Annotated in this window: 19 protein-coding genes and 1 tRNA gene; 11 read left to right on the top strand and 9 right to left on the bottom strand. The window is 67.6% G+C overall.

All coding sequences use genetic code 11. From position 1 onward, the window contains the following. Nucleotides 1-3: 3 nt before the first annotated feature. Together AC3WLE_RS16610 and mutM are read right to left on the bottom strand one after the other, a co-directional pair. The gene (locus AC3WLE_RS16610) at nucleotides 4-1,956 is read right to left on the bottom strand and encodes a dynamin family protein (protein ID WP_011614482.1); all 1,953 of its coding nucleotides are present in this window, start codon (nucleotides 1,954-1,956) and stop codon (nucleotides 4-6) included. A 280-nt stretch (nucleotides 1,957-2,236) separates the two neighbouring features. Then, nucleotides 2,237-3,115 carry a bifunctional DNA-formamidopyrimidine glycosylase/DNA-(apurinic or apyrimidinic site) lyase gene (gene mutM / locus AC3WLE_RS16605; protein ID WP_492318958.1) on the bottom strand — a complete coding sequence of 293 codons (879 nt, stop codon included), beginning with the start codon at nucleotides 3,113-3,115 and terminating at the stop codon, nucleotides 2,237-2,239. Between the two features lie 153 nt (nucleotides 3,116-3,268). Between mutM and AC3WLE_RS16600 the strand changes: the two genes are divergently transcribed. From AC3WLE_RS16600 to AC3WLE_RS16565, 8 genes are all read left to right on the top strand, one after another. After that, complete coding sequence (locus AC3WLE_RS16600) at nucleotides 3,269-5,224, top strand: tetratricopeptide repeat protein (RefSeq protein WP_492318957.1); 1,956 nt, start codon at nucleotides 3,269-3,271, stop codon at nucleotides 5,222-5,224. 93 nt (nucleotides 5,225-5,317) lie between these two features. After that, entirely contained in the window at nucleotides 5,318-5,911 is a 594-nt protein-coding gene (gene lolB / locus AC3WLE_RS16595; RefSeq protein WP_492318956.1) for a lipoprotein insertase outer membrane protein LolB, read from the top strand. An 8-nt stretch (nucleotides 5,912-5,919) separates the two neighbouring features. Continuing rightward, nucleotides 5,920-6,798: a 4-(cytidine 5'-diphospho)-2-C-methyl-D-erythritol kinase gene (gene ispE / locus AC3WLE_RS16590; protein WP_492318955.1), complete on the top strand. Its 879-nt coding sequence runs from the start codon at nucleotides 5,920-5,922 to the stop codon at nucleotides 6,796-6,798. 59 nt (nucleotides 6,799-6,857) lie between these two features. Beyond that, nucleotides 6,858-6,934 (top strand) — tRNA-Gln (locus tag AC3WLE_RS16585). 94 nt (nucleotides 6,935-7,028) lie between these two features. Further along, nucleotides 7,029-7,982, top strand: a complete 954-nt coding sequence (locus AC3WLE_RS16580) for a ribose-phosphate pyrophosphokinase (RefSeq protein ID WP_010814374.1) — start codon at nucleotides 7,029-7,031, stop codon at nucleotides 7,980-7,982. 132 nt (nucleotides 7,983-8,114) lie between these two features. Then, nucleotides 8,115-8,732, top strand: a complete 618-nt coding sequence (locus tag AC3WLE_RS16575) for a 50S ribosomal protein L25/general stress protein Ctc (RefSeq protein WP_316152755.1) — start codon at nucleotides 8,115-8,117, stop codon at nucleotides 8,730-8,732. Nucleotides 8,733-8,883: 151 nt separating this feature from the next. Beyond that, entirely contained in the window at nucleotides 8,884-9,480 is a 597-nt protein-coding gene (gene pth / locus AC3WLE_RS16570) for an aminoacyl-tRNA hydrolase (protein WP_492318953.1), read from the top strand. A gap of 196 nt (nucleotides 9,481-9,676) precedes the next feature. Then, a complete protein-coding gene (locus tag AC3WLE_RS16565; RefSeq protein WP_492318952.1) occupies nucleotides 9,677-11,527 on the top strand; it encodes a PhoX family protein in 1,851 nt (616 codons plus the stop codon). Nucleotides 11,528-11,628: 101 nt separating this feature from the next. Here AC3WLE_RS16565 and AC3WLE_RS16560 read toward each other — a convergent pair whose 3' ends face one another. From AC3WLE_RS16560 to AC3WLE_RS16540, 5 genes are all read right to left on the bottom strand, one after another. Further along, nucleotides 11,629-11,889 carry a YfhL family 4Fe-4S dicluster ferredoxin gene (locus AC3WLE_RS16560; protein ID WP_035822613.1) on the bottom strand — a complete coding sequence of 87 codons (261 nt, stop codon included), beginning with the start codon at nucleotides 11,887-11,889 and terminating at the stop codon, nucleotides 11,629-11,631. Between the two features lie 68 nt (nucleotides 11,890-11,957). Continuing rightward, the gene (gene coaD, locus AC3WLE_RS16555) at nucleotides 11,958-12,443 is read right to left on the bottom strand and encodes a pantetheine-phosphate adenylyltransferase (protein WP_010814369.1); all 486 of its coding nucleotides are present in this window, start codon (nucleotides 12,441-12,443) and stop codon (nucleotides 11,958-11,960) included. Nucleotides 12,444-12,683: 240 nt separating this feature from the next. Then, a complete protein-coding gene (rsmD, locus tag AC3WLE_RS16550; RefSeq protein WP_084187366.1) occupies nucleotides 12,684-13,376 on the bottom strand; it encodes a 16S rRNA (guanine(966)-N(2))-methyltransferase RsmD in 693 nt (230 codons plus the stop codon). 82 nt (nucleotides 13,377-13,458) lie between these two features. Continuing rightward, on the bottom strand, nucleotides 13,459-14,841 hold the full coding sequence (locus AC3WLE_RS16545) for a M16 family metallopeptidase (RefSeq protein ID WP_492318951.1): 1,383 nt from the start codon (nucleotides 14,839-14,841) through the stop codon (nucleotides 13,459-13,461). A 9-nt stretch (nucleotides 14,842-14,850) separates the two neighbouring features. Next, nucleotides 14,851-16,398, bottom strand: a complete 1,548-nt coding sequence (locus tag AC3WLE_RS16540; RefSeq protein WP_492357533.1) for a M16 family metallopeptidase — start codon at nucleotides 16,396-16,398, stop codon at nucleotides 14,851-14,853. Nucleotides 16,399-16,615: 217 nt separating this feature from the next. On the opposite strand from AC3WLE_RS16540, the gene ftsY reads away from it, so the two are divergent. Next, a complete protein-coding gene (gene ftsY / locus AC3WLE_RS16535) occupies nucleotides 16,616-17,770 on the top strand; it encodes a signal recognition particle-docking protein FtsY (protein ID WP_492318949.1) in 1,155 nt (384 codons plus the stop codon). A gap of 73 nt (nucleotides 17,771-17,843) precedes the next feature. Here the strand turns inward: ftsY and maiA are convergent, their stop codons facing one another. Together maiA and AC3WLE_RS16525 are read right to left on the bottom strand one after the other, a co-directional pair. Continuing rightward, nucleotides 17,844-18,491 carry a maleylacetoacetate isomerase gene (gene maiA / locus AC3WLE_RS16530; RefSeq protein WP_010814801.1) on the bottom strand — a complete coding sequence of 216 codons (648 nt, stop codon included), beginning with the start codon at nucleotides 18,489-18,491 and terminating at the stop codon, nucleotides 17,844-17,846. 4 nt (nucleotides 18,492-18,495) lie between these two features. Continuing rightward, entirely contained in the window at nucleotides 18,496-19,197 is a 702-nt protein-coding gene (locus AC3WLE_RS16525; protein WP_492318947.1) for a fumarylacetoacetate hydrolase family protein, read from the bottom strand. A 252-nt stretch (nucleotides 19,198-19,449) separates the two neighbouring features. Here AC3WLE_RS16525 and AC3WLE_RS16520 point away from each other — a divergent pair, with 252 nt between their 5' ends. After that, entirely contained in the window at nucleotides 19,450-20,097 is a 648-nt protein-coding gene (locus tag AC3WLE_RS16520) for an ANTAR domain-containing response regulator (protein WP_035822600.1), read from the top strand. A 365-nt stretch (nucleotides 20,098-20,462) separates the two neighbouring features. After that, nucleotides 20,463-21,773: a CmpA/NrtA family ABC transporter substrate-binding protein gene (locus AC3WLE_RS16515; RefSeq protein ID WP_492357316.1), complete on the top strand. Its 1,311-nt coding sequence runs from the start codon at nucleotides 20,463-20,465 to the stop codon at nucleotides 21,771-21,773. The last annotated feature ends 30 nt before the right edge of the window (nucleotides 21,774-21,803 follow it).

Below are 21,803 nucleotides of genomic sequence, written 5' to 3'. Positions count from 1 at the left end.
GGATCAGGCCACCGCAAGGCTCGCGCTGTCGGCTGCAGCCGTCGGCCGCAGCAGCCGCTGCGCGTAGCCCTCGATACGTCCGCTGCGCTCGTCCAGGCCGTTGAGCACTTCCTCGAGCTCGGCAATGCGGCTTTCCAGCGTGTCGGTGGCCTCGTGGATGCGCTCGATCGAATCGACGCGCCGGCGCAGCTGCTTCTGGTGCTCGCGCACCTGCGCTTCCAGCGGCGTCATTACCGACTTGAGCCAGACCTCGATATCGCGGTTCAGGTCGCGGAAGTTCTCCAGCACGCGGCTGGCCATGGTGCTGAAGGCGCTCTGGACCAGCTGCGGGCGCGAGCGCGTCAGCATGCTGACCGTGCCGAAGTGCGCATGCACCAGGCGCAGCGTTTCCTCAAGCTCGGCCACGTAGCGCTCGGCAGTGAACTGCATCGGCGCGGGCAGCGTGAAGCCGTGCTCGGCGTTGAAGCGCCGGTACATGCTTTCGATCAGCTGGTGCAGCTGGCCGATCTTGTTGTCGGCATCGGTCACCAGCCTGGTCAGCTGCGCAAACAGCGCGTCCATGTCTTCGCGCAGTCCGCGCGAGAAGAAGCGCTCTTTCATCTGCTCGCGCGCGCTGCGCATGGTCAGGCGCACGTCGCGCAGTTGCAGGCTCTTGATGATGTCGGCACTGTGGCGGCCGAAGACCAGGCGCAGCGCCTGGAACTTGCTGATGCTCTGCTCGAACTCTTCCTTCTCGCCCTGCACCCGCATCAGCATGTGCTTGACCATCGCGTGGTTCTTGCCGCGCAGGCCGCGCAGCTCGAACAGCTGCTCGACGATATCGCGGCGGCGGCTCTGCAGCAGCTGCTGCGCGGCGCGCGCCATATCCTGCACCAGCCGGTGCGCCTGGTCCGAGACGATCTCGCGCCGGCGCGGGATCAGCTGGTCGGACAGCACGTGCTCGAACTCGGGCAGGCCGCTGCGCGCCAGCAGCTCGTCGTCGTGCGTGACCTTGGCCACCAGGCCCTTCTGCGCCGATACCGGATAGACGCGCGACTGTTCGATGCCCAGCACCTGCGCGGTGGTGGACACCTGCCGCGCGATCTCCTGCGCGATCTCGCCCGGCTCGCGCAGCGGATCCCACAGCCCGTCGATCTTGTTGAGCACCGCCAGGCAGCCGCGCCGGTGGCCGGCGCCGACATGGCTGCGCCACAGCTCCAGGTCGCTCTTGGTGACACCCGCATCGGCGGCCAGCACGAACACCACCACATGGGCGTCGGGGATCAGCCGCAGCGTCAGCTCGGGCTCGGTGCCGATCGCGTTCAGGCCGGGCGTGTCCAGGATCACCAGGCCCTGGCGCAGCAGCGGGTGCGGGAAATTGATGACGGCGTGGCGCCAGCGCGAGATCTCGACCATGCCCTCGGCATCGACCGCGTAGGCGGCATCGGGATCGTTCTCGTGGTACAGGCCCAGCGCCTCGGCCTGCGCGGGAGGCACGCGCACGGTCTGCACCACGTGCTGGAATGCAGCCAGCATGCCCTCGGGCGAAGACGGGTCCAGCGGCACCGAATGCCAGTGCGAAGCCGAGGTGCCGGCCTCCAGGAAGTCGGCGGTAGAGGCCTCCTGCAGGCGTGTCTCGATCGGCAGCAACCGGATGCACGGCGGCTCGGCCTCGTCATAGCGCAGCTCGGTCGGGCACATCGTGGTGCGCCCCGCCGACGACGGCAGGATGCGGCGCCCGTAGTCGGCAAAGAAGATGGCGTTGATCAGCTCGCTCTTGCCGCGCGAGAACTCGGCAATGAACGCGACCTTGAGCCGGTCGCTGCGCAGCACGCTCTGGATGCGCTGCACGCGGTCATCGGCCTGGGCGTCGTACAGGTCGTGCTGCTGCAGCCAGGACTGGAATTCGGCCAGTGACTGGAGGACCCCGGTTCTCCAGGCGCCGTATTGTTCGAATTGGTGGGCGAGCGTTGTCATGGAGCTGTTCGGCTGACTTGGTTTTACCTCGGGGCACGCCGCTTGCGCGCTGCGCCCGTGTTCGCACAATGCCGGCCTGACCACTGCCTACCCTGCAAGCGGTTGGGCCGTTTTGTAACTTTTTATGACTGCGCACACGATACAGGTTTCCACGGCGGTTTTGTGGAATTCACGCCCCTCCGTAATGGCTTGCACAAGGAGTGTTGCGCCGACCCATCGACAATCGCCGGCGGCGCGCATTGTGCGCCACACGGCGCCTGCCCGGGGTGGCCGCCAAGGCTCAGTGCTGGCAGTTCGGGCAGTAGAAGGTGGAGCGCTGGCCCTGCACGATCTGGCGCACCGGCGTGGCGCAGACCCGGCACGGCTGGCCGGCGCGGTCGTAGACCAGGCAATCAAGCTGGAAATAGCCGCTGGCGCCGTCGCTGCCGACAAAGTCGCGCAGCGTGCTGCCGCCGCGCTCGATCGCCTGCGCCAGGGTCTCGCGCACCGCCTGCGCCAGGCGGTCGCAGCGCGCGCGGCTCAGGCGCCCGGCCGGGGTGGTCGGGCGGATGCCGGCGCGGAACAGGCTTTCGGACGCATAGATGTTGCCCACGCCCACCACGATGGCGCCGGCCAGCAGCACGGTCTTGATGGCGGCGCTGCGCCCGCGCGTGTGGCGGTGCAGCCAGGCGCCGTCGAAGGCAGGATCGAAGGGCTCGATGCCGAGCGTGCGCAGCAGCGGGTGCGACGGCAGTTCGGCCTCGGGCAGCGTGCTCCACAGGATGGCGCCGAAGCGGCGCGGATCGCGGAAGCGCAGCACGATGGTGCCCGCTTTGGTATCCACCGCGGCGCCGGACGCCGGCGCCAGCACCAGGTCAAGGTGGTCGTGCGCGCCAGGCGGCGGCGCCTCGGGGAGCACCCGCAGCGTGCCGGTCATGCCCAGGTGGACCAGCAGCCAGCCGGCCGGCTCGCCCGCCGCCTCGCTCACGCATTCCAGCAGCAGGTATTTGCCGCGGCGCTCGATCCGGCGCACCACGCGCTGGGCCAGCCGCATTTCCAGTTCCGGATCGACCGGCCAGCGCAGGCCGCGGTGGCGCACCGTGACCGCGGCGATGCGCCGTCCCACCACATGCGGCAGCAAGCCGCGCCGGGTCACCTCGACCTCGGGCAATTCTGGCATCGAACCTCTCCGTTGGTTACCGCTCAAAACTCCAGCGGCGCCTGCGGGCACCGGCCTGCGGCGCCAAGCAGCGCATTGTAGCGGCAGGCTACAATGCCCTTATCAATGCGCTTTCTCCCATCCCTCGCCAGCGCGCGCCGGAGCAATCACTACATGTCGGACCTCATGCCGGACCTGATGCCGGACTCCACATTGCAAGCCACCGCGGGCGGCCTCCCGATCGCCTTTCCAGGCGCCGTTTCCCGCACAGCGCGCACGGCTGGCGCCCTGGCCCGGTTTTTCCAGGCGCCCCGCCGCCATGCGCGTGCGCTGGCCGCCTCGGCATTGCTGGCCCTGGCCGCCGGCACCAGCCACGCCGCGCCGCCTGCGGGCGCCATGCCATTGCCATCGGCACTGCAGCTGGCCGCGGCCGAAAGCGAGCGCCCCGCCGCCGCCAAGCCCGCACGCAGCGCGCTGCCGTCGCTGGAGCTGACCGACGACATCGTCTATATGGTGCTGGCCGCGGAGATTTCCATGCAGCGCGGCCTGGTCGGCCCGGCCTACCGGACCTACATGGAACTGGCCCGGCAGACCCGCGACCCGCGCTTCGCGCAGCGCGCCACCGAGATCGCCTTCAATGCGCGCATCCCGCAGCAGGCACTGGACTCCGCGCGCCTGTGGAAGGAGATTTCTCCGACTTCGCCCGCGGCAGCGCAGGTGCTGTCGACGCTGCTGGTGCTCAACGGGCGCTGGGACGATGCCCGGCCCCTGCTGCAGCAACAGCTGGCGGCGGTGCCGGCCAGCCATCGCGGCGAGGCCATCCTGCAGCTGCAGCAGCAGCTGTCGCGCACCAGCGATGCGGCCGGCGCGGCCACACTGCTGCAGGACCTGACCAAGAATGACACCAAGCTGCCGGAAACGCAGCTGGCCCTGGCGCGCGCCAGGGAAGTCGCCGGCGACGAGCCGGGCGCGCTCGCCGCGCTCGACCAGGCATTGCGGCTGCGCCCGGGCTATGAAGCGGCCGCGCTGATGGCGGCCGAGCTGCGCGCCGAGAAGCAGCCGGACGAAGCCGTCGCGATCCTGAAGCGCTTCCTCGACAAGTCGCCCGATTCGGTCAACGGCCATATCACGCTGGCGCGGCTGTACCTGCTGCGCAACGACATGCAGTCGGCCCGGCAGGAGTTCGAGACCCTGCGCAAGGTAGCCCCGGGCGACCCGCGCGTGCCGCTGGCATTGGGCCTGACCAGCCTGCAGGCCAAGAGCTACGGCGAGGCCGAGCAGTACCTGAAGGAATACCTGCAGCTGGTCGAGAAGCAGCCCACCGCCAACCCCGACATTGCCTACCAGTACCTGGCGCAGATCGCCGAGGAGCGCAAGGACTACGCCGGCGCCATCCGGTGGCTGGACCGCATCGAGGACATCCGGCTGGCGCCCGCGGCGACCGCCAAGCGCGCACAGCTGCTGGCGCGCATGGGCAAGCTCGACGACGCCCAGGCGCTCTTCGGCGAGATGCTCACCGACGCCGAGGACATCTCCGATCCTGGCCAGCGCGCGCAGCGCATGACCGCCATCCGCCAGGCCGAGGTGGCCACGCTGATGGAAAGCAAAGCCTATGACCGCGCCCGCAAGCTGCTCAACGACCGCATTACGGCCGAGCCCGACAACGCCGACTGGATCTACGAACTGGCCATGCTCGACGAGCGCCAGAAGCGTTACGACAGCATGGAGAAGGGCCTGCGCAAGGTGATTGCGCTGCAGCCGCAGCAGAAGCAGGGCTACAACGCGCTGGGCTACTCGCTGGCGGACCGCAACGAGCGGCTGCCGGAGGCGCTCAAGCTGCTGGAGCGCGCCTCCGAGCTGGGGCCGGACGATCCGTACATCATGGACAGCCTGGCCTGGGTCAAATTCCGCATGGGCGACCTGCGCCCGGCGGCCGACCTGCTGCGCAACGCCTATTCCAAGGCGCCCGAGGCCGAGATCGGCGCGCACCTGGGCGAGGTGCTGTGGCAGCTCGGCGAGCATGACGAAGCGCGCAAGACCTGGACCGAGGCCGTCCGCATCGATCCCGAGAACGAGACCCTGGTCGACACGCTGCGCCGCTACAAGGTCAACGTGCAAGTGTCCAAGTAACCCCGCCCGCCGCGGCCCGCAGCCCGGGTCCGCGGCGCCGGATTTCCGTCAGCCGGCGGACGCCGCCGCGCCGCCGTTCTCACGACCAAGCCTATGAACCGATCCCGACGCCTGGCGCTCTTCTGCCTTGGCGCCCCGCTGCTGCTGCAGGCGTGTGCCAGCGTGGCACCGTCGCGCAGCTTTGATGGCGACCAGGCCGCCGCCAGCCAGCAATACACCGGCCGCTTCTCCGCCAACTACGTGCGCTACGGGCGCGACGAAGGCGTGCAGGGGAGCTTCCGCTGGGAAGAACAGGGCCGCAACGTGCGGCTGGACCTGGTGTCCCCGCTCGGCCAGACCCTGGCCGTGGTCACCGCCACGCCGTCCGGCGCCACGCTCGACCTGCCCAACCAGCCGCCGCGCAACGCGCCTGAGGTCGACACCCTGATGGAGGAGGCGCTCGGCTTTGCGCTGCCGGTGGCCGGCATGCGCGACTGGCTGCACGGCCGCGCCACGCAGGGCGCGCCCGCGCGCACCACGCGCGACGAGCAGGGCCGGCTGGCCACGCTGGCGCAGAACGGCTGGACCGTACGCTACGTCGCCTGGCAGGACGCAGCCGCCCAGCTGCCGCGCCGCATCGACCTGGCGCGCGACGCCGGCAGCAATCCGCTGTCGGTGCGCCTCGTGATCGATCCCCGGACGCCGTGAACCACGCCATGCATCGCAGCCAGCCCCTGCCCCCGCCCGAACTGCGCGACTGCCCCGCGCCGGCCAAGCTCAACCTGTTCCTGCACGTGACCGGCCGCCGCGCCGACGGCTACCACACGCTGCAGACCGTGTTCCAGCTGGTCGACTGGTGCGACACGCTGCATTTCCGCCGGCGCGACGACGGCGTGGTCGCACGCGTCACCGACGTGCCCGGCGTGCCGGCCGAGACCGACCTGGTGGTACGCGCCGCGCGCGCGTTACAGGCGGCCACCGGTACCACGTTCGGGGCCGACATAGCCATCGACAAGGCGCTGCCGATGGGCGGCGGCATCGGTGGCGGCTCGTCCGATGCCGCCACCACGCTGCTGGCGCTGAATCACCTGTGGGGACTGGGCCTTGCGCGTGCCGAACTGATGCGCATCGGGCTGGCGCTGGGCGCCGACGTGCCAGTATTCGTGTTGGGCCAGAACGCCTTTGCACAGGGCATCGGCGAGGACCTGACGCCAGTCGAGTTGCCCGAGAGCTGGTTCGTGGTCATCCACCCGAAACAGCATGTCCCCACTGCTGAAATTTTTTCGGACGAGTGCTTGACAAGGGATACGCCGCTCTCCATAATTGCGGTCTTCGCTGCTCGCACAAACAAATTCGATTTCGGTCGCAACGACCTGGAACCGATAGCAACAGCGAAGTTCGGCGAAGTCGCCCGAGCCCTGGCATGGCTGAAGCAACACAATCAGCATGCCAGGATGACCGGTTCCGGAGCCTGCGTGTTTGCGCGTTTTCCCGACGCAGCAACAGCGCAGCAGGTTTTGGAAAGGTTGCCTCCCGAATGGGACGGCAGGTGTGTGCGCAGTCTGGCACGTCATCCGCTCGCAGCGCTCGCGTAGCAAGTTTTCGTTCGGCGCGGTACGGCAGTCTGGTACCACGAAGAACGGCCCGGTTGTGTAGGGGAGTCGCCAAGTTGGTCAAGGCACCGGATTTTGATTCCGGCATTCGAAGGTTCGAATCCTTCTTCCCCTGCCATTACATTCCTATAGTGTCCTTACGGACTCTCTGTATCAGTCACCGGCTTTGCCGGTGACGCCAAGCTCCCCCAGCAGCAAGACAGGTGCCCCGAATGAGCAGCGAAGGCTTGATGGTATTTACCGGCAACGCCAACCCCAAACTCGCGGAGGCTGTCGTACAGCACCTCGGCATTCCCCTGGGCAAGGCGTTGGTTGGCCGTTTCTCCGACGGCGAAGTTCAAGTTGATATCCAGGAAAACGTTCGCGGCAAGCACGTCATCGTGCTGCAGTCCACCTGCGCGCCGACCAACGACAACCTGATGGAGCTGATGGTGATGGTCGACGCGCTCAAGCGCGCCTCGGCACGCAGCATCACCGCCGCCATGCCCTACTTCGGCTATGCCCGCCAGGACCGCCGCCCGCGTTCGGCGCGCGTCGCGATCTCGGCCAAGGTCGTGGCCAACATGCTGGAAGTCGCCGGTGTCGAGCGCGTGCTGACGATGGACCTGCACGCTGACCAGATCCAGGGCTTCTTCGATATTCCCGTCGACAACATCTACGCTTCGCCGGTACTGCTGGGCGACCTGCGCGAGAAGAACTACGGCGACCTGCTGGTGGTGTCGCCGGACGTCGGCGGCGTGGTCCGTGCCCGCGCACTGGCCAAGGAACTGAACTGCGACCTGGCGATCATCGACAAGCGTCGTCCCAAGGCCAACGTGGCCGAGGTGATGAACATCATCGGTGAAGTCGACGGCCGCAACTGCGTCATCATGGATGACATGATCGACACCGGCGGCACGCTGTGCAAGGCCGCCCAGGTGCTGAAGGAGCGCGGCGCGCTGAAGGTTTTCGCCTACTGCACGCACCCGGTGCTGTCGGGTGGCGCGGCCGCCCGCATCGCGGACTCGGCGCTGGACGAAGTGGTGGTGTGCGACACCATCCCGCTGTCCGAAGAAGCCGCCAAGTGCACCAAGATCCGCCAGCTCTCGACCGCCCCGCTGCTGGCCGAGACCTTCACCCGCATCGTCAAGGGCGACTCGATCATGTCGCTGTTTGCGGGTTCCTGATAGAATTTAAGGCTTTACTGCGTTGATCGCCGTTTTTCGGCGATCAACGTGGCTTGATCGGCGCATCATTTTCTGTTTGCGCCGCAACGAGGCTGTCTGGTCGCGGACGGCCTTCTTACTTTTGGAGTCATCATGAAAGTTGTCGCTTTCGAGCGTAGCGTACAGGGAACGGGTGCGAGCCGCCGCCTGCGCAATTCGGGCAAGACCCCCGGCATCATCTACGGCGGCGCCGCCGAACCGAAGATGATCGAACTGGATCACAACGCGCTGTGGCACGCCCTGAAGAAGGAAGCGTTCCACTCGTCGATCCTGGAACTGGAAGTCGCTGGCAAGTCGGAACAGGCCCTGCTGCGCGCATTCCAGATGCACCCGTTCAAGCCGCTGGTGCTGCACGTCGATTTCCAGCGCGTGTCGGCCAACGACAAGATCCACGTCAAGGTGCCGCTGCACTTCATGAACCAGGAAACCGCTCCTGGCGTGAAGCTGGGCCACGGCATCGTCAACCACATCGTGAACGACCTGGAAGTGTCGTGCCTGCCGGCCGACCTGCCCGAGTTCATCGAAGTGGACCTGGCCGCCGTCGAGCTGAACCAGACCGTCCACCTGTCGGACATCAAGCTGCCGAAGGGCGTGACCGTGATCACCCACGGTGACGACAACCCGGCCATCGCCAGCATCTCGCAACCGGCTGGTGCCGTGTCGGAAGCTGCCGAAGGCGGCGAAGCCGCTGGCGAAACGCCGGCTGCCTAAGCTGCAGCAGCGGTCGCGGCCTGCCGGCCGCGCCAGGAAGAAACCGCCGCTTCATGCGGCGGTTTTTTTTCGCCCGGCAGCCGTCTGCCGGTTTTTCGGTATCCTTGGCGCTTGTGGCACAGCCTTGCGCGCCAACGACCCAGTCAAACGCATGATCAAGCTCATCGTCGGCCTCGGCAATCCCGGTGCGGAGTACGAGGCCACCCGACACAACGCCGGCTTCTGGCTGGTGGACCAGCTGGCCCGCATGGGCGGCGCCACGATGCGCGTGGAAGGCCGCTTCCACGGCCTGGCCGCGCGTGCGCGGCTGTGGGACCAGGACATCTGGCTGCTCAAGCCGTCGACCTTCATGAACCGCTCCGGCCTGGCCGTGGTCTCGCTCGCGCGCTTCTACAAGGTCCTTCCCGACGAGATCGTGGTCGCGCACGACGAGATGGACCTGCCGGCGGGCGCGGCCAAGCTCAAGCGCGGCGGCGGCGCGGGCGGCCACAACGGGCTCAAGGACATCTCGGCCCACCTGTCCACGCAGGACTACTGGCGCCTGCGCCTGGGCGTGGGCCATCCGCGCAACGCGCCCGGCGGCGCCGGCACGGGCCGCGAGGACGTGGTCAACTTCGTGCTCAAGCCACCGCGGCGCGAGGAGCAGGAAGCCATCGATGCCGCCATCGACCGCTGCATCGAGCCGCTCGGCCTGCTGGCACGCGGCGACGCCGAACGCGCCATGGCGCAGCTGCATACCACGCGCTGACAAATACGCATATTCCTGCGACAAGAGTATGAAAACGGGCCGCATCTGCGGCCCGTCGTGGTTTGGCGGCCCAAGACTGCTGTTGCAGACAATATGTCATCAAAGTGCCATGGGCGGCACATAGATTCCGTGGTTTCCAATCGCGTCGGTATCGCATGGTGGCCGATGCGCATGACAACCCACAGGAGGAAAGCCCATGTCGTACCTGACCGATGAAGCGCGGGCCGCCAGTCGCGCTGCCAAGCCCGACGTTGACGTGCCCGGCCAGATGCTCGAAGACATCGTAGCCGCCAACCCGGCCCGCCGCCGGGTGCTGCGCGGCGGCCTGGGCCTGTCGCTGGCCTCGGCGTTCGGCAGCGGCCTGCTGGCCGCCTGTGGCGGCGATGACGATCCCGCACCGGCACCGGCACCGGCCCCCGCTCCTGCCCCCGCGCCCGGCCCGGTCAGCCCGAGCTACGAAGTCACCTTCGAGCCGGTCGCCAAGTCGACCGCCGATGCCGTGGTCGTGCCCAACGGCTACAGCGTCGACGTGCTGTTCTCCGCCGGCGACCCGGTCGAAGCCGGCGCCACCGGCTATGCCGGCGCCTTCCAGTCCTCGGCCGAAACCGAGCGCCAGGCCGGCGGCAACCACGACGGCATGCACTACTTCGCGCTGCCGGGCGTCGATCCGCAGAAGGGCGGCCTGCTCGCCATCAACCACGAGCTGCCGGATTACAAGATCCTGTTCGCGGGCGGCACCTATGACGCCGGCACGGCCAGCTCCGAACAGAAGCGCATCGCGCTGTCGGCCGTCGGCATCTCGGTGATCGAAGTGGAACTGGCCGCCAGCGGCAAGTGGCAGGTCAAGCGCGACTCGATCTACAACAAGCGCTACACCGGTAACACGCTGTACCGCGTGGGCGGTCCGGCGGCATCGGTAGTGGGTTCGACCGTGGTCGGCATGCTCAACAACTGCTCGAGTGGCCATACCCCGTGGGGCACCTACCTGACCTGCGAGGAAAGCACCGACAACTACATCGACCCGACCCAGGCCGACAACGGCTACGGCTGGGTGGTGGAAGTCGATCCGTACGGCACGCTGGGCGCGCCGGCCAAGCGCACCGCAATGGGCCGCTTCGACCATGAGAACGTCGCCTTCCTGACCGACGCCAACAACAACGTCGCGTTCTACATGGGCGACGACGGCACGCCGGGCTGCATCTACAAGTTCGTGCCGAGCAAGGCGTTCGACCCTAACAACCGCGCCGCCAACGCCAACATCCTGGACACCGGCACGCTGTACGTGGCCAGGTTCAATGCCGACGGCAGCGGCCAGTGGATCGAGCTGTCGCAGGGCAAGAACGGCCTGACCGTGGGCGCTTCGGATCCGGGCAACTGGACCCAGTCGGCAGTCTCGCCGGCGCCGACCACCGTCGACTTCGCCAGCCAGGCCGACGTGCTGATCAACACCAAGTCGGCCGCGCGCGTGGCCGGCGGCACGCTGATGGACCGCCCCGAGTGGATCACGGCCGCGCCGGACAAGACCCTGTACTGCACGCTGACCAACAACAGCGGCCGCCAGCAGACCGACGCCGCCAACCCGCGCAAGAACAACCTGCACGGCCATATCGTCAAGTGGAACGAAGCCGGTAATTCGCCGCTGGCGACCACCTTCACGTGGAGCATCCTGCTGCAGGCCGGCGACCCGTCGCTGGCCACCGACAACCTGAAGGGCAACATCAACGGCGACACGTTCTCGAGCCCCGACGGCCTGCGCGTCGACCCGCAGGGCCGGCTGTGGGTGCAGACCGACTCCAGCACCAGCGCCACCTACACCAGCACGTTCGGCAACAACAGCATGTACTACATCTCGCCGACGGGTCAGTCCAGGCGCTTCCTGGTCGGCCCGACCGGCTGCGAGATCACCGGCATCGCCTACACGCCGGACCTGACCACCTGCTTCATTAACATCCAGCACCCCACCGGCGCGTGGCCGGACGCGGCCAAGCCGCCGCGCTCGTCCACCATCGTGGTGCGCCGTAGTGACGGCAAGCCGATGGGGGCGTGACCGCGCAGTGTAGTAGGTAGTACCAGCAGTAACTGGGGAAAAGTTAAACCCCCGTCACCTTGCGGTGCCGGGGGCTTTTTTTGCCTTGCTGAAGCTGCGGGTCAGGCCGCGTGCTTGGCGGCCGTCAGCAGCCGGTAGCGCTGCATCAGGATCTCATGCGTTTCGACGCGGTTCGGATCCTTGGGGATACAGGCGACCGGGCAGACCTGCTGGCATTGCGGCTCGTCGAAGTGCCCGACACACTCGGTGCACTTGTTGGGGTCGATTTCATAGATCTCGGGCCCCATCGAAATGGCTTCGTTCGGGCACTCGGGTTCACAAACGTCGCAGTTGATGCAGTCGTCAGTGATCATCAGCGCCATGGTGTTTCCTTCCTGCGGACACGCCCGCGCCCGACTGGCCGCGACTCGACGTATCTGAGTCTGCTATTTTATTCCGGTTTGCCGATTTTCTCTTGCAGCCAGCGTTCCACCGACGGGAACACGAACTTGCTGACATCGCCGCCCAGCACCGCGATCTCGCGCACGAAGGTGCCGGAGATGAACTGGTACTGGTCCGACGGCGTCAGGAACATGGTTTCCACGTCGGGCAGCAGGTAGCGGTTCATGCCTGCCATCTGGAATTCGTACTCGAAGTCGGACACCGCGCGCAGGCCGCGCACGATCACGCGCGCATTGTTGTTGCGCACAAAGTCCTTGAGCAGGCCGGAAAAGCCTTCGACGCGCACATTGGGATAATGCCCGAGCACTTCACGGGCAATGCCGATGCGCTCTTCGAGCGAAAAGAACGGGCGCTTGTTGGGGCTGTGCGCCACGCCGACCACCAGTTCGTCGAAGATGTTCGACGCACGGCGGACCAGATCCTCGTGTCCCCGGGTCATTGGATCGAACGTGCCGGGATAGACCGCGATGACCATACTTCCTCCTTGATCTGCCCGCTGCCGGCCTTGGGCCGCCTCTTGCGCCGGCCGGACCGGCGTGGGTGCTGCGTCGCGAGCGTTGTAACAGCGGCGTAGTGTAACCCCAAATGCGCCACTTGGAAGCCGCCCGGCACACCGTTTTGCCGCAGCGCAGCTATGAAACCGTTTCCCATTGAGGAAGGGGACCTTCCTCATTGCGGAACAGGCCTACCCGGACCATCGCTCCGGACTGGTGCATCAGGCAGCGCCGTTGCCCGGCACGCGATGCTGCAGCAGGTGGAAATGCACCGCGCCGGCGCGCGCGTGGCGCACGATTTCAAGCGACGCCGGCACCGGCGCGTCGGCACCGGTCAGCGCATGGTCGGTCTCGACATAGACCGCGCCGCCGGGCCGCGACAGCCGCGCCGCGTGCTCCAGCGCCGGCCCGATCCAGTCCTCGGCGAAGGGCGGATCCAGGAAGACCACGTCGAAGCTGGCATCGGGCAGTTGCGCGGCAATGGCAAAGGCATCGCCCTGCATCACGCGCACCTGGGCCGCATCGAGCCGGTACTGGTTGTCGCGCAGCTGCTTGGCCACACGCGCATTGGACTCGACCAGCGTGACCGCGGCGGCGCCGCGCGAGGCGGCCTCGAAGCCGAGCGCGCCGGAGCCGGCGAACAGGTCCAGGCATTCCAGCCCGGACAGGTCCTGGCCGAGCCAGTTGAAGAGCGTCTCGCGCACGCGGTCGGGCGTGGGGCGCAGGCCCTGGGCATCGGGAACGGGCAGCAAGGTGCGCTTCCAGCGGCCGCCGATGATGCGGACCTGGGACGGCTCCTGGCGCGGTGCCTGGCGTGGCGCCGCGGAAACGGGGGAACGCCCGCCGCTGGCAGCGGCAGGAGAGGCGGGTCGCCCGCCGGTGGCGGGCGACGGCAATCGGGAACGCGAATTCATCCCGTGATTGTAGAGCCTGCGGGCCGGTTCGCCGCACGCACCGGAGCCCCGGCGCGCATGACGGGCCCAAGCGGTGCCGGCATCACTGCCTGGCGGCGGTCGCAGGCGCCGCGACCGGGCCGCCGACGATCACCGTCGCCATATTGTCCGGGCGCACATGGCGCTGGAAAGCGGCCCTGACCTGCTCGCGCGTGACCTTGCCAATCTGGGCGGTCCAGGTGTCCAGGTAATCCAGCGGCAGCCCGTACCAGCCGATATTGGCGACGTTGGTCAGCAGCTTGCGGTTGTTGTCGATGCGCAGCGGGAAACCGTTGATGAGGTTGTCCTTGGCCGCGCGCAGCTCTTTCTCGGTCGGGCCCTCGGCGACAAAGCGCGCCAGCACCTGGCGCACCAGCGCCAGCGCTTCGTCGGTCTGCGCCTTCTTGGTCTGCAGGCTGATGCCGAACGGACCCGGCTGCTTGGACGGCGCGAAGTAGCTGTCCACGCCGTAGGTCAGGCCGCGCTTCTCGCGCACCTCGTCAGTCAGGCGCGAGCTGAAGCCGCCGCCGCCCAGCACGTAGTTGCCCACCAGCAGCGCGAAATAATCAGGGTCGCCGCGGGCAATCGCCGGCTGGCCGATGGCCACGCTGGACTGCTGTGCCGGATGCGGCATGCGCTGCTCGCTCGGGGCGATGTTCAGGCGCACCTGCGGCATGGCCGGCGCCGCGCTGCCGGGCGGCAGCCCGCGCGTGAGCTGCTCGGCAATGGCTTCGGCCTGCTTGCGGTCGACCGCGCCGATCAGCGTCACCACCGCGCGCTGCGCGCCGTAGTTGTCACGCCAGAACCTGACGATGTCGTCGCGCGTGATCGACGCCACGCTGTCCGGGGTCGCGGCCACGCCGTAGGGATGGTCGGGGTACATGGCCTTGGCCAGCGCCTTGTCGGCGATCACGCCGGGCTTGGCGTCGGCTTCGCGGATGGCGGTGATCAGGCGCTGCTTCTCGCGCCCGACCACGGCGTCCGGGTAGGTCGGCGCCTTGATCAGTTGCGCGGCCAGCGCGACCGACTGGTCCAGCTCCGGCTGGGCGGTCAGCGTGCGCAGCCCGATGCCGCCGCGGTCGCCGCCGGCGGCGCCGCCAAAGGCGGCACCGGTATCGGCAAAGCCATCGGCGATCTTCGCTTCATCGCGCGCCGGCTGGCCCTCCAGCGCCGCGGCGCCCTTGTCCAGCAGCGCGGCGGTCAGCGTGGCCAACCCGGCCTTGCCCGGCGGGTCATAGCGGCTGCCGGCGTCGAAGTCGATATTGACGTCGAGCATCGGGATCGACGGGCTGTGCACGAAGAACACCCTGGCGCCGGTTGACGCGGTCCAGTGCTCGATCGGGATCGCGGCCTGCGCCAGTTGCGCAGCCAGCAGGACCATGGCGCCCAATGCGGCGCCGGCCAGTTTGCGCAGCGCACGCTGCGGGATGGTGACGTACTGAGTCATCGCCTTTCCTCAGTGGCGCAGGCCCGACGGGGCCTGGGGCTTGGGCTTGTTCGGATCGATCGGCTGCGGCACCAGCGTGGCCACGGTCAGGTTGTCGTCGTTGAAATACTTCCCGGCGACGGCCTGCACCTGCGCCGGCGTGACGGCCTTGATCTTGTCGAGCATGCGGTCGATCTGGCGCCAGGAGATATCCGAGATCTCGGACACGCCGATTTCCATGCCCTGCCCGAACACCGAATCACGCTTGTAGATCTGGCCGGCCACCACCTGCGCCTTGACGCGCTTGAGCTCCTCCGGCGACACGCCCTCCTTGGCGATACGCTGGACCTCGGCGCGCAGCGCGCGCTCGATCTCGTCGGTGTTGTGGCCCGTGGCGGGCGTGCCGTCGAGCACGAACAGCGACTCGCCGCGGTTGATGCTGTCATAGCCGACGTTGACGTCGTCGGCCAGGCGCTGCTCGCGCACCAGTTCGCGCGTCAGTCGTGCGTTGTCGTAGCCGTTGAGCACGGCGGCCAGCACCTCCAGCGCGTAGGGGTCGACGTCCTTCTCGATATCGCGCAGGCGCGGCACCTTGTAGGCCATCACCATGTACTGGTTCTCGGCCGGCGCCTTGACCCAGATGCGCTTGATGCCCTTTTGCGCCGGCTCTTCCTGGTCCTTGCGCAGCGGCAGCGTGCGCGGCTTGAGCTTGCCGTAATAGCGCTCGGCCAGGGCGCGCACTTCCTCGGCCTTGACGTCGCCGGTGACAATCACCATGGCGTTGTTGGGCACGTACCAGTGGCGGTACCACTCCTTGACGTCGTCCACGCGCATATTGACCAGGTCGTCCATCCAGCCGATCACCGGGTGGCGGTACGCGGCGGCGGTGTAGACCGTGGCCAGCAATTGCTCGTAGACGGTGCCGCGCGCGGAGTCGTCGGTGCGCAGGCGGCGTTCTTCCATCACCACCTTCATCTCGCGTTCGAACTCGTCCTTGGTGATGACGAGGTTGGCCATGCGGTCGGCCTCCAGCTCCATCATCCTCGGCAGGTACTGCTTGCCGATCTGCTGGTAGTACATGGTGAAGTCGCGGTTGGTCATGGCGTTCTCACGCCCGCCCAGCGCGGCCACCTGCTTGGAGAACTCGCCCACGCCGACCTTGGGCGTGCCCTTGAACATCATGTGCTCGAGCATGTGCGCCACGCCGGTGGTGCCGCTGACCTCGTCGATGCCGCCCACGCGGTACCAGATCTGGTGCGCCACCGTGGGCGCGCGGTGGTCTTCCTTGACGATCAGCCGCAGCCCGTTGGACAGGCGGTATTCGGTCGTGCCATGCGCGGTCGCGCCGGCCGGGGCGGTCTGCGTGCCGGGCATCGGCGAGGCCACCACGCCCTGCGCCCCTGCCGGCATCGACCACGGCAGCAAGGCCAGCAGCAGCGTGGGAATGACTCGCCGCGCGAGACGCGCGGCGCGGGCGGGAAGCGGTTCGGAGGAGGATGAAAGGCGTTGGAAGCGCGTTGGGACGCAGGCTTTGGTGCCTTGTGCGCCCGCAGCGGTCAGGACAGCGCAATGGTTCATGCGACCCCGTCTGCTAGAATTTTGCCGATCGACTCACGTGCGCAAGACTGCGCGCATGAATCTGCCATGTAGCGAACTATACGCAATCGCCGGCCGGGACCACAACGGTTTCTCCCCAGCCATCGCGACGCCTGCGTAACCCATTGATTTATAACCGGTTGCCTGCTGGCATTGGCTGCCGCCAGGGTATCGGCCCCGGTATTGACCCCATTCCCCAATGTTTAGTTTCTGGAAGAAGCGCAAGGCCGAGCCCGCCGAGGCGCCAGCCCCGGCCCCCGCTCCGGTCGAGGTTCCCGCCCCCGTACCGGCACCGGCCCCCACGCCTGCGCCAGTCCCTGCGCCCGCACCGGCACCGGTCCCGGCGCAAGTGCCACCCCCTGCCCCAGCGCCCGTGGCGGCCCCGATCCCCGTGCCGGCGCCCGCACCGGCCGAAGCGCTCGAGCTGGTCCCGCCGCCCGCCCAGACTGCTGAAGCGAAGCTGGGCTGGATGCATCGGCTGCGTACCGGGCTGTCCAAGACCAGCCGCAACATCGGCACGCTGTTCGTCGGCGTCAAGGTCGACGAGGCCCTGTTCGAAGAACTGGAAACCGCGCTGCTGATGGCCGATGCCGGCGTGGAAGCCACCGAGTACCTGCTGGGCGAGTTGCGCAAGCGCGTCAAGGCCGAGCGCATCGAGACCGCCGAAGGCGTCAAGGCGGCGCTGCGCGAGCTGCTGACGCAGCTGCTGCGCCCGCTGGAAAAAACCATGGCGCTGGGCCGCGAGCAGCCGCTGGTGATGATGATCGCGGGCGTCAACGGCGCCGGCAAGACCACCAGCATCGGCAAGCTGTGCAAGCACTTCCAGCGCTATGACCAGAAGGTGCTGCTGGCCGCCGGCGATACCTTCCGCGCCGCCGCGCGCGAGCAACTGACGATCTGGGGCGAACGCAACAACGTCACCGTGGTGGCGCAGGAAAGCGGCGACCCGGCGGCGGTGATCTTCGACGCCGTCAATGCGGCCAAGGCGCGCGGCATCGACATCGTCATGGCCGACACCGCCGGCCGCCTGCCGACGCAGCTGCACCTGATGGAAGAGCTCAGGAAGGTCAAGCGCGTGATCAGCAAGGCCATGCCGAGCGCGCCGCACGAGGTGCTGCTGGTGATCGACGCCAATACCGGCCAGAACGCCCTGCAGCAAACCCGCGCCTTCGACGACGCGCTGGGCCTGACCGGCCTGATCGTGACCAAGCTCGACGGCACCGCCAAGGGCGGCATCCTGGCGGCGATCGCGCGCCAGCGCCCGGTGCCGGTTTATTTCATTGGCGTGGGCGAGAAGGTGGAGGACCTGCAGCCGTTCAAGGCGGATGAGTTCGCCGAAGCGCTGCTGGGGTAAGGCCCGGCAACCCGTGCAAAGCAAAAACGCCCCGGCAGTGCCGGGGCGTTTTGCCTTGCAGGCCTGCGAACGCTTATTCCGCGTCAGGCTGCGCCTTCGGCTCCGCCTTCTGGAAAGCAGGCAGCTCCATGCAGGTTTCATAGATCCTGGCGATCGCCGGGTAGCGGGCCAGGTCGATATTGAAGCGCTGCGCGTTGAATACCTGCGGCACCAGGCAGATATCGGCCAGCGTGGGCGTATCGCCAAAGCAGAAGCGCCCGGCCTTGCCGCCGCGCTCCAGGTTGGCCTGCAGCGACGCAAAGCCCAGCTCGATCCAGTGGTGGTACCACGCGTCCTTGACCTCGTCGGTCACGCCCACGGTGTGCTTCAGGTACTTCAGCACGCGCAGGTTGTTCAGCGGGTGGATCTCGCACGCGATCTCCTGGGCCAGTCCGCGCACATAGGCGCGGTCCAGCGCCGTGCCGGGCAGCAGCTTCGGCTCGGGATGGACCTCGTCCAGGTATTCGACGATGGCCAGCGATTGCTGCAGCACGTGCTCGCCGTCGGCGAGCGCCGGCACCAGGCCGTCGGGATTCACGGCGCGAAACTCCGGCTTGAGCTGCTGGCCGCCTTCCTTCAGCAGGTGCACCGGCACATAGTCATACGACAGCCCCTTGAGTTCCAGCGCAATGCGCACGCGGAATGAGGCCGAACTGCGGAAATAGCTGTAAAGCTTTAGCATTGGATCAGACTACCTTGATGGTGAGATCGCCCACGCCGCCGACGTGGCACCGCATGACATCGCCCTTGACCACCGGGCCCACGCCTTCGGGCGTGCCGCTGAAGATCAGGTCGCCCGGCTGCAGCTCGAACAGCTTCGACAGGTACGACACCATCTCCGGCACCGACCAGATCAGGTCGGACAGGTCGCCGCGCTGCTTCTCCACGCCGTTGACCGCCAGCGTCACCGCGCCCTTCTCCGGATGGCCGATGGCCGAGACCGGCACGATCGGGCCGATCGGCGCGGACTGGTCGAAGGCCTTGCCGGTCTCCCAGGGGCGGCCGGTCTTCTTCGATTCGTTCTGCAGGTCGCGGCGGGTCATGTCCAGGCCCACGGCGTAGCCGAACACGTGGCCGGCTGCCTGGTCGACCGGGATGTCCCGTCCGCCCTTGCCGATCGCCACCACCAGCTCCACTTCATAGTGGCAGTTGCTGGTGCCCGGCGGGTACGGGAAGGCACCTTCGGTGCCGTCGGCGACGTAGCTGACCGCGTCGGACGGCTTGCAGAAGAAGAACGGCGGCTCGCGGTCGGGGTCCGAGCCCATTTCACGGGCGTGGGCAGCATAGTTGCGGCCGACGCAGTACACGCGCCGGACCGGGAAACTAGCATTGCTGCCGCGCACCGGCACGCCAACGGGCGCGGCCGGGGCGAACACGAATTCGGTCATGCATCTCTCCAGATTGTTCTGATCGGTGCTGCGGCGCGGGTGGGCAGGATTGCAGGATGCAGCCATGCGCGGCGTCGCCAGCAGACGCCCCGGCGCAGCAGGGCAACAGGATACACCGCGAGAGTTGGCTCTGCGTACGACCGCATACAATGAATCCAGGCATCCTCGCAGCGCCAGCGCACCGGACTGGCGCAGGTACCGGATACTTGCCCGGCGCGAATCTTGCATGGCGCACTGCAACAGAGCCTAGCCATGACACGACGCCACCCGCCCCCATCGCCCACCGCTGCTGCACCTGCCCCGCCCACTGCCGGCGGCCGGGTGTTGCGGATCCTGCTCGTGCGCGACCCGCATGACGCCGACCCGCTGAACGTCGAGACCATCCGCGGCGGGCTGGTCAGCGCGGGCTTTACCGAGATCCAGATCGTCGACGCCGACCTGCGCCTGCCGGATGTGATCACGGCCACCCAGCCTGACATGCTGATCATCGCGTCCGAATCCGCCGCGCGCGACACCATCGAGCATGTCTGCGTCTCGACCCAGCATGCGCCGCGTCCGATCGTGCTGTTCACCGACAACGACGACAGCCAGCGCATCAAGGCAGCGCTGACGGCGGGGATCACCGCCTATATCGTCGACGGCCTGCGCGCCGAGCGCGTCAAGACCGTGCTTGACGTGGCCTACGCACGCTTCGAACTGGACCAGCAGCTGCGCGCCGAGCTCGATGCCACCAGGCTCAAGCTGGCCGAGCGCAAGGTGGTCGAGCGCGCCAAGGGGCTGCTGATGCAGGCGCGCGGCCTCAGCGAGGACGAGGCCTACAAGCGCCTGCGCAGCATGGCGATGGAGCGCGGCCTGAAGCTGGTGGACGCGGCTCAGCGCGTGATCGACGTGATGGGCTGAGCCGCTCCCGCCTGCCAGCCGTGGTGCGCTGCCGCACGCGACTGGTGCAATGCACGCTCCTGGCGCTGCCGCGCTGCTCCACCTCCCTCCCCTGCTCCCCCGAATGTGGCGGCGGCCAGCGCGCGCGCACCGCATCCGATCATTTCCTCCCGATCCGTCACAAATCCGCCCTCGAATGCTGCACTGCACAGGCTGGCACACGCCTTGCGTTATGCAGGTATCGGCCAACGGCGGCCGACCAACAATTTCGGCGGACACGGCCAACGCGGGCTGCGTCACGCCACGGACAACGGCGTCCCTGCGCCGCACCGGTCTTCTGGCGAAGCCGGTCGCGGAGGGGACGCCTTTTTTCTTGGAGCCATGCAATGCCCTCTCGCCTCAGGATTGCCAAGCCGCTGCACGCAGCCGTCCACGTTCCCGACGCGGCTGCCGACGCCGTGCCGGCCAGCAGCGGCCGCCGCCGCGCGCTGGCCACCATCGCCGGCGCCAGCGTGATGACGCTGGTCGATCCGCTGGTGCGCGCCGGTGCGTGGGCAGCGGGCTCGGACGCGCCCGAGAAGGCCGACGTGCGCATCGGCTTTATCCCGCTGACCGACTGCGCCTCGGTGGTGATGGCCGCCACGCTCGGGCTGGACAAGAAATACGGCATCAAGATCACGCCGACCAAGGAAGCCTCATGGGCCGGCGTGCGCGACAAGCTGGTCAACGGCGAGCTGGACGCGGCGCACGTGCTGTACGGCCTGATCTACGGCGTGCAGCTGGGCATCGGCGGCCCGAAGAAGGACATGGCCGTGCTGATGAACCTGAACCACAACGGCCAGGCCATCACGCTGTCGTCCAAGCTCGCCGAGAAAGGCGTCAAGGACGGCGCCAGCCTGAAGGCGCTGATGATGAAGGAGAAGCGCGACTACACCTTCGCCCAGACCTTCCCCACCGGCACGCACGCGATGTGGCTGTACTACTGGCTGGCGGCCAACGGCATCAACCCGATGCAGGACGCCAAGGCCATCACGGTGCCGCCGCCGCAGATGGTGGCCAATATGCGCGTGGGCAATATGGATGGCTTCTGCGTGGGCGAGCCCTGGGGCGCGCGCGCCATCGCCGACAAGATCGGCTTCACCGCAGAGACCACGCAGGCCATCTGGAAGAGCCACCCCGAGAAGACCCTGGGCACCACCGCGGAGTTCGTGCAGAAATACCCCAACACCGCGCGCGCGATGGTGGCCGCGGTGCTGGAGGCATCGAAGTTCATCGATGCGTCGACCTCCAACCGCCGCAAGACCGCCGAGACCATTGCCGCCAAGTCCTACGTCAACACCGACATGGACATCATCCTGGACCGCATGCTGGGCCGCTACACCAACGGCCTGGGCAAGACCTGGGACGACCCCGACGCGATGAAGTTCTACCAGGACGGCAGCGCCAACTACCCGTACCTGTCAGACGGCATGTGGTTCCTGACCCAGCACAAGCGCTGGGGCCTGCTGAAGGAACATCCGGACTATCTCGCCGTGGCCAGGCAGGTCAACCGCATCGACGTCTACAAGCAGGCCGCCGCCGCCGCGCAGGTGCCGCTGCCCAAGAGCGACATGCGCAGCGCCAAGCTGATCGACGGCGTGGTCTGGGACGGCAAGGACCCCAAGGCCTACGCCGACGGTTTCAAGATCAAGGCCTGACGCAAGCCTTCCCCCACTGATCCGCAGTGC

This window comes from Cupriavidus sp. FW306-1B-F12B (genome assembly GCF_058781795.1).
The sequence above is the reverse complement of the archived record's forward strand: the minus strand, read 5'-3'. Positions and strand labels throughout refer to the sequence as shown.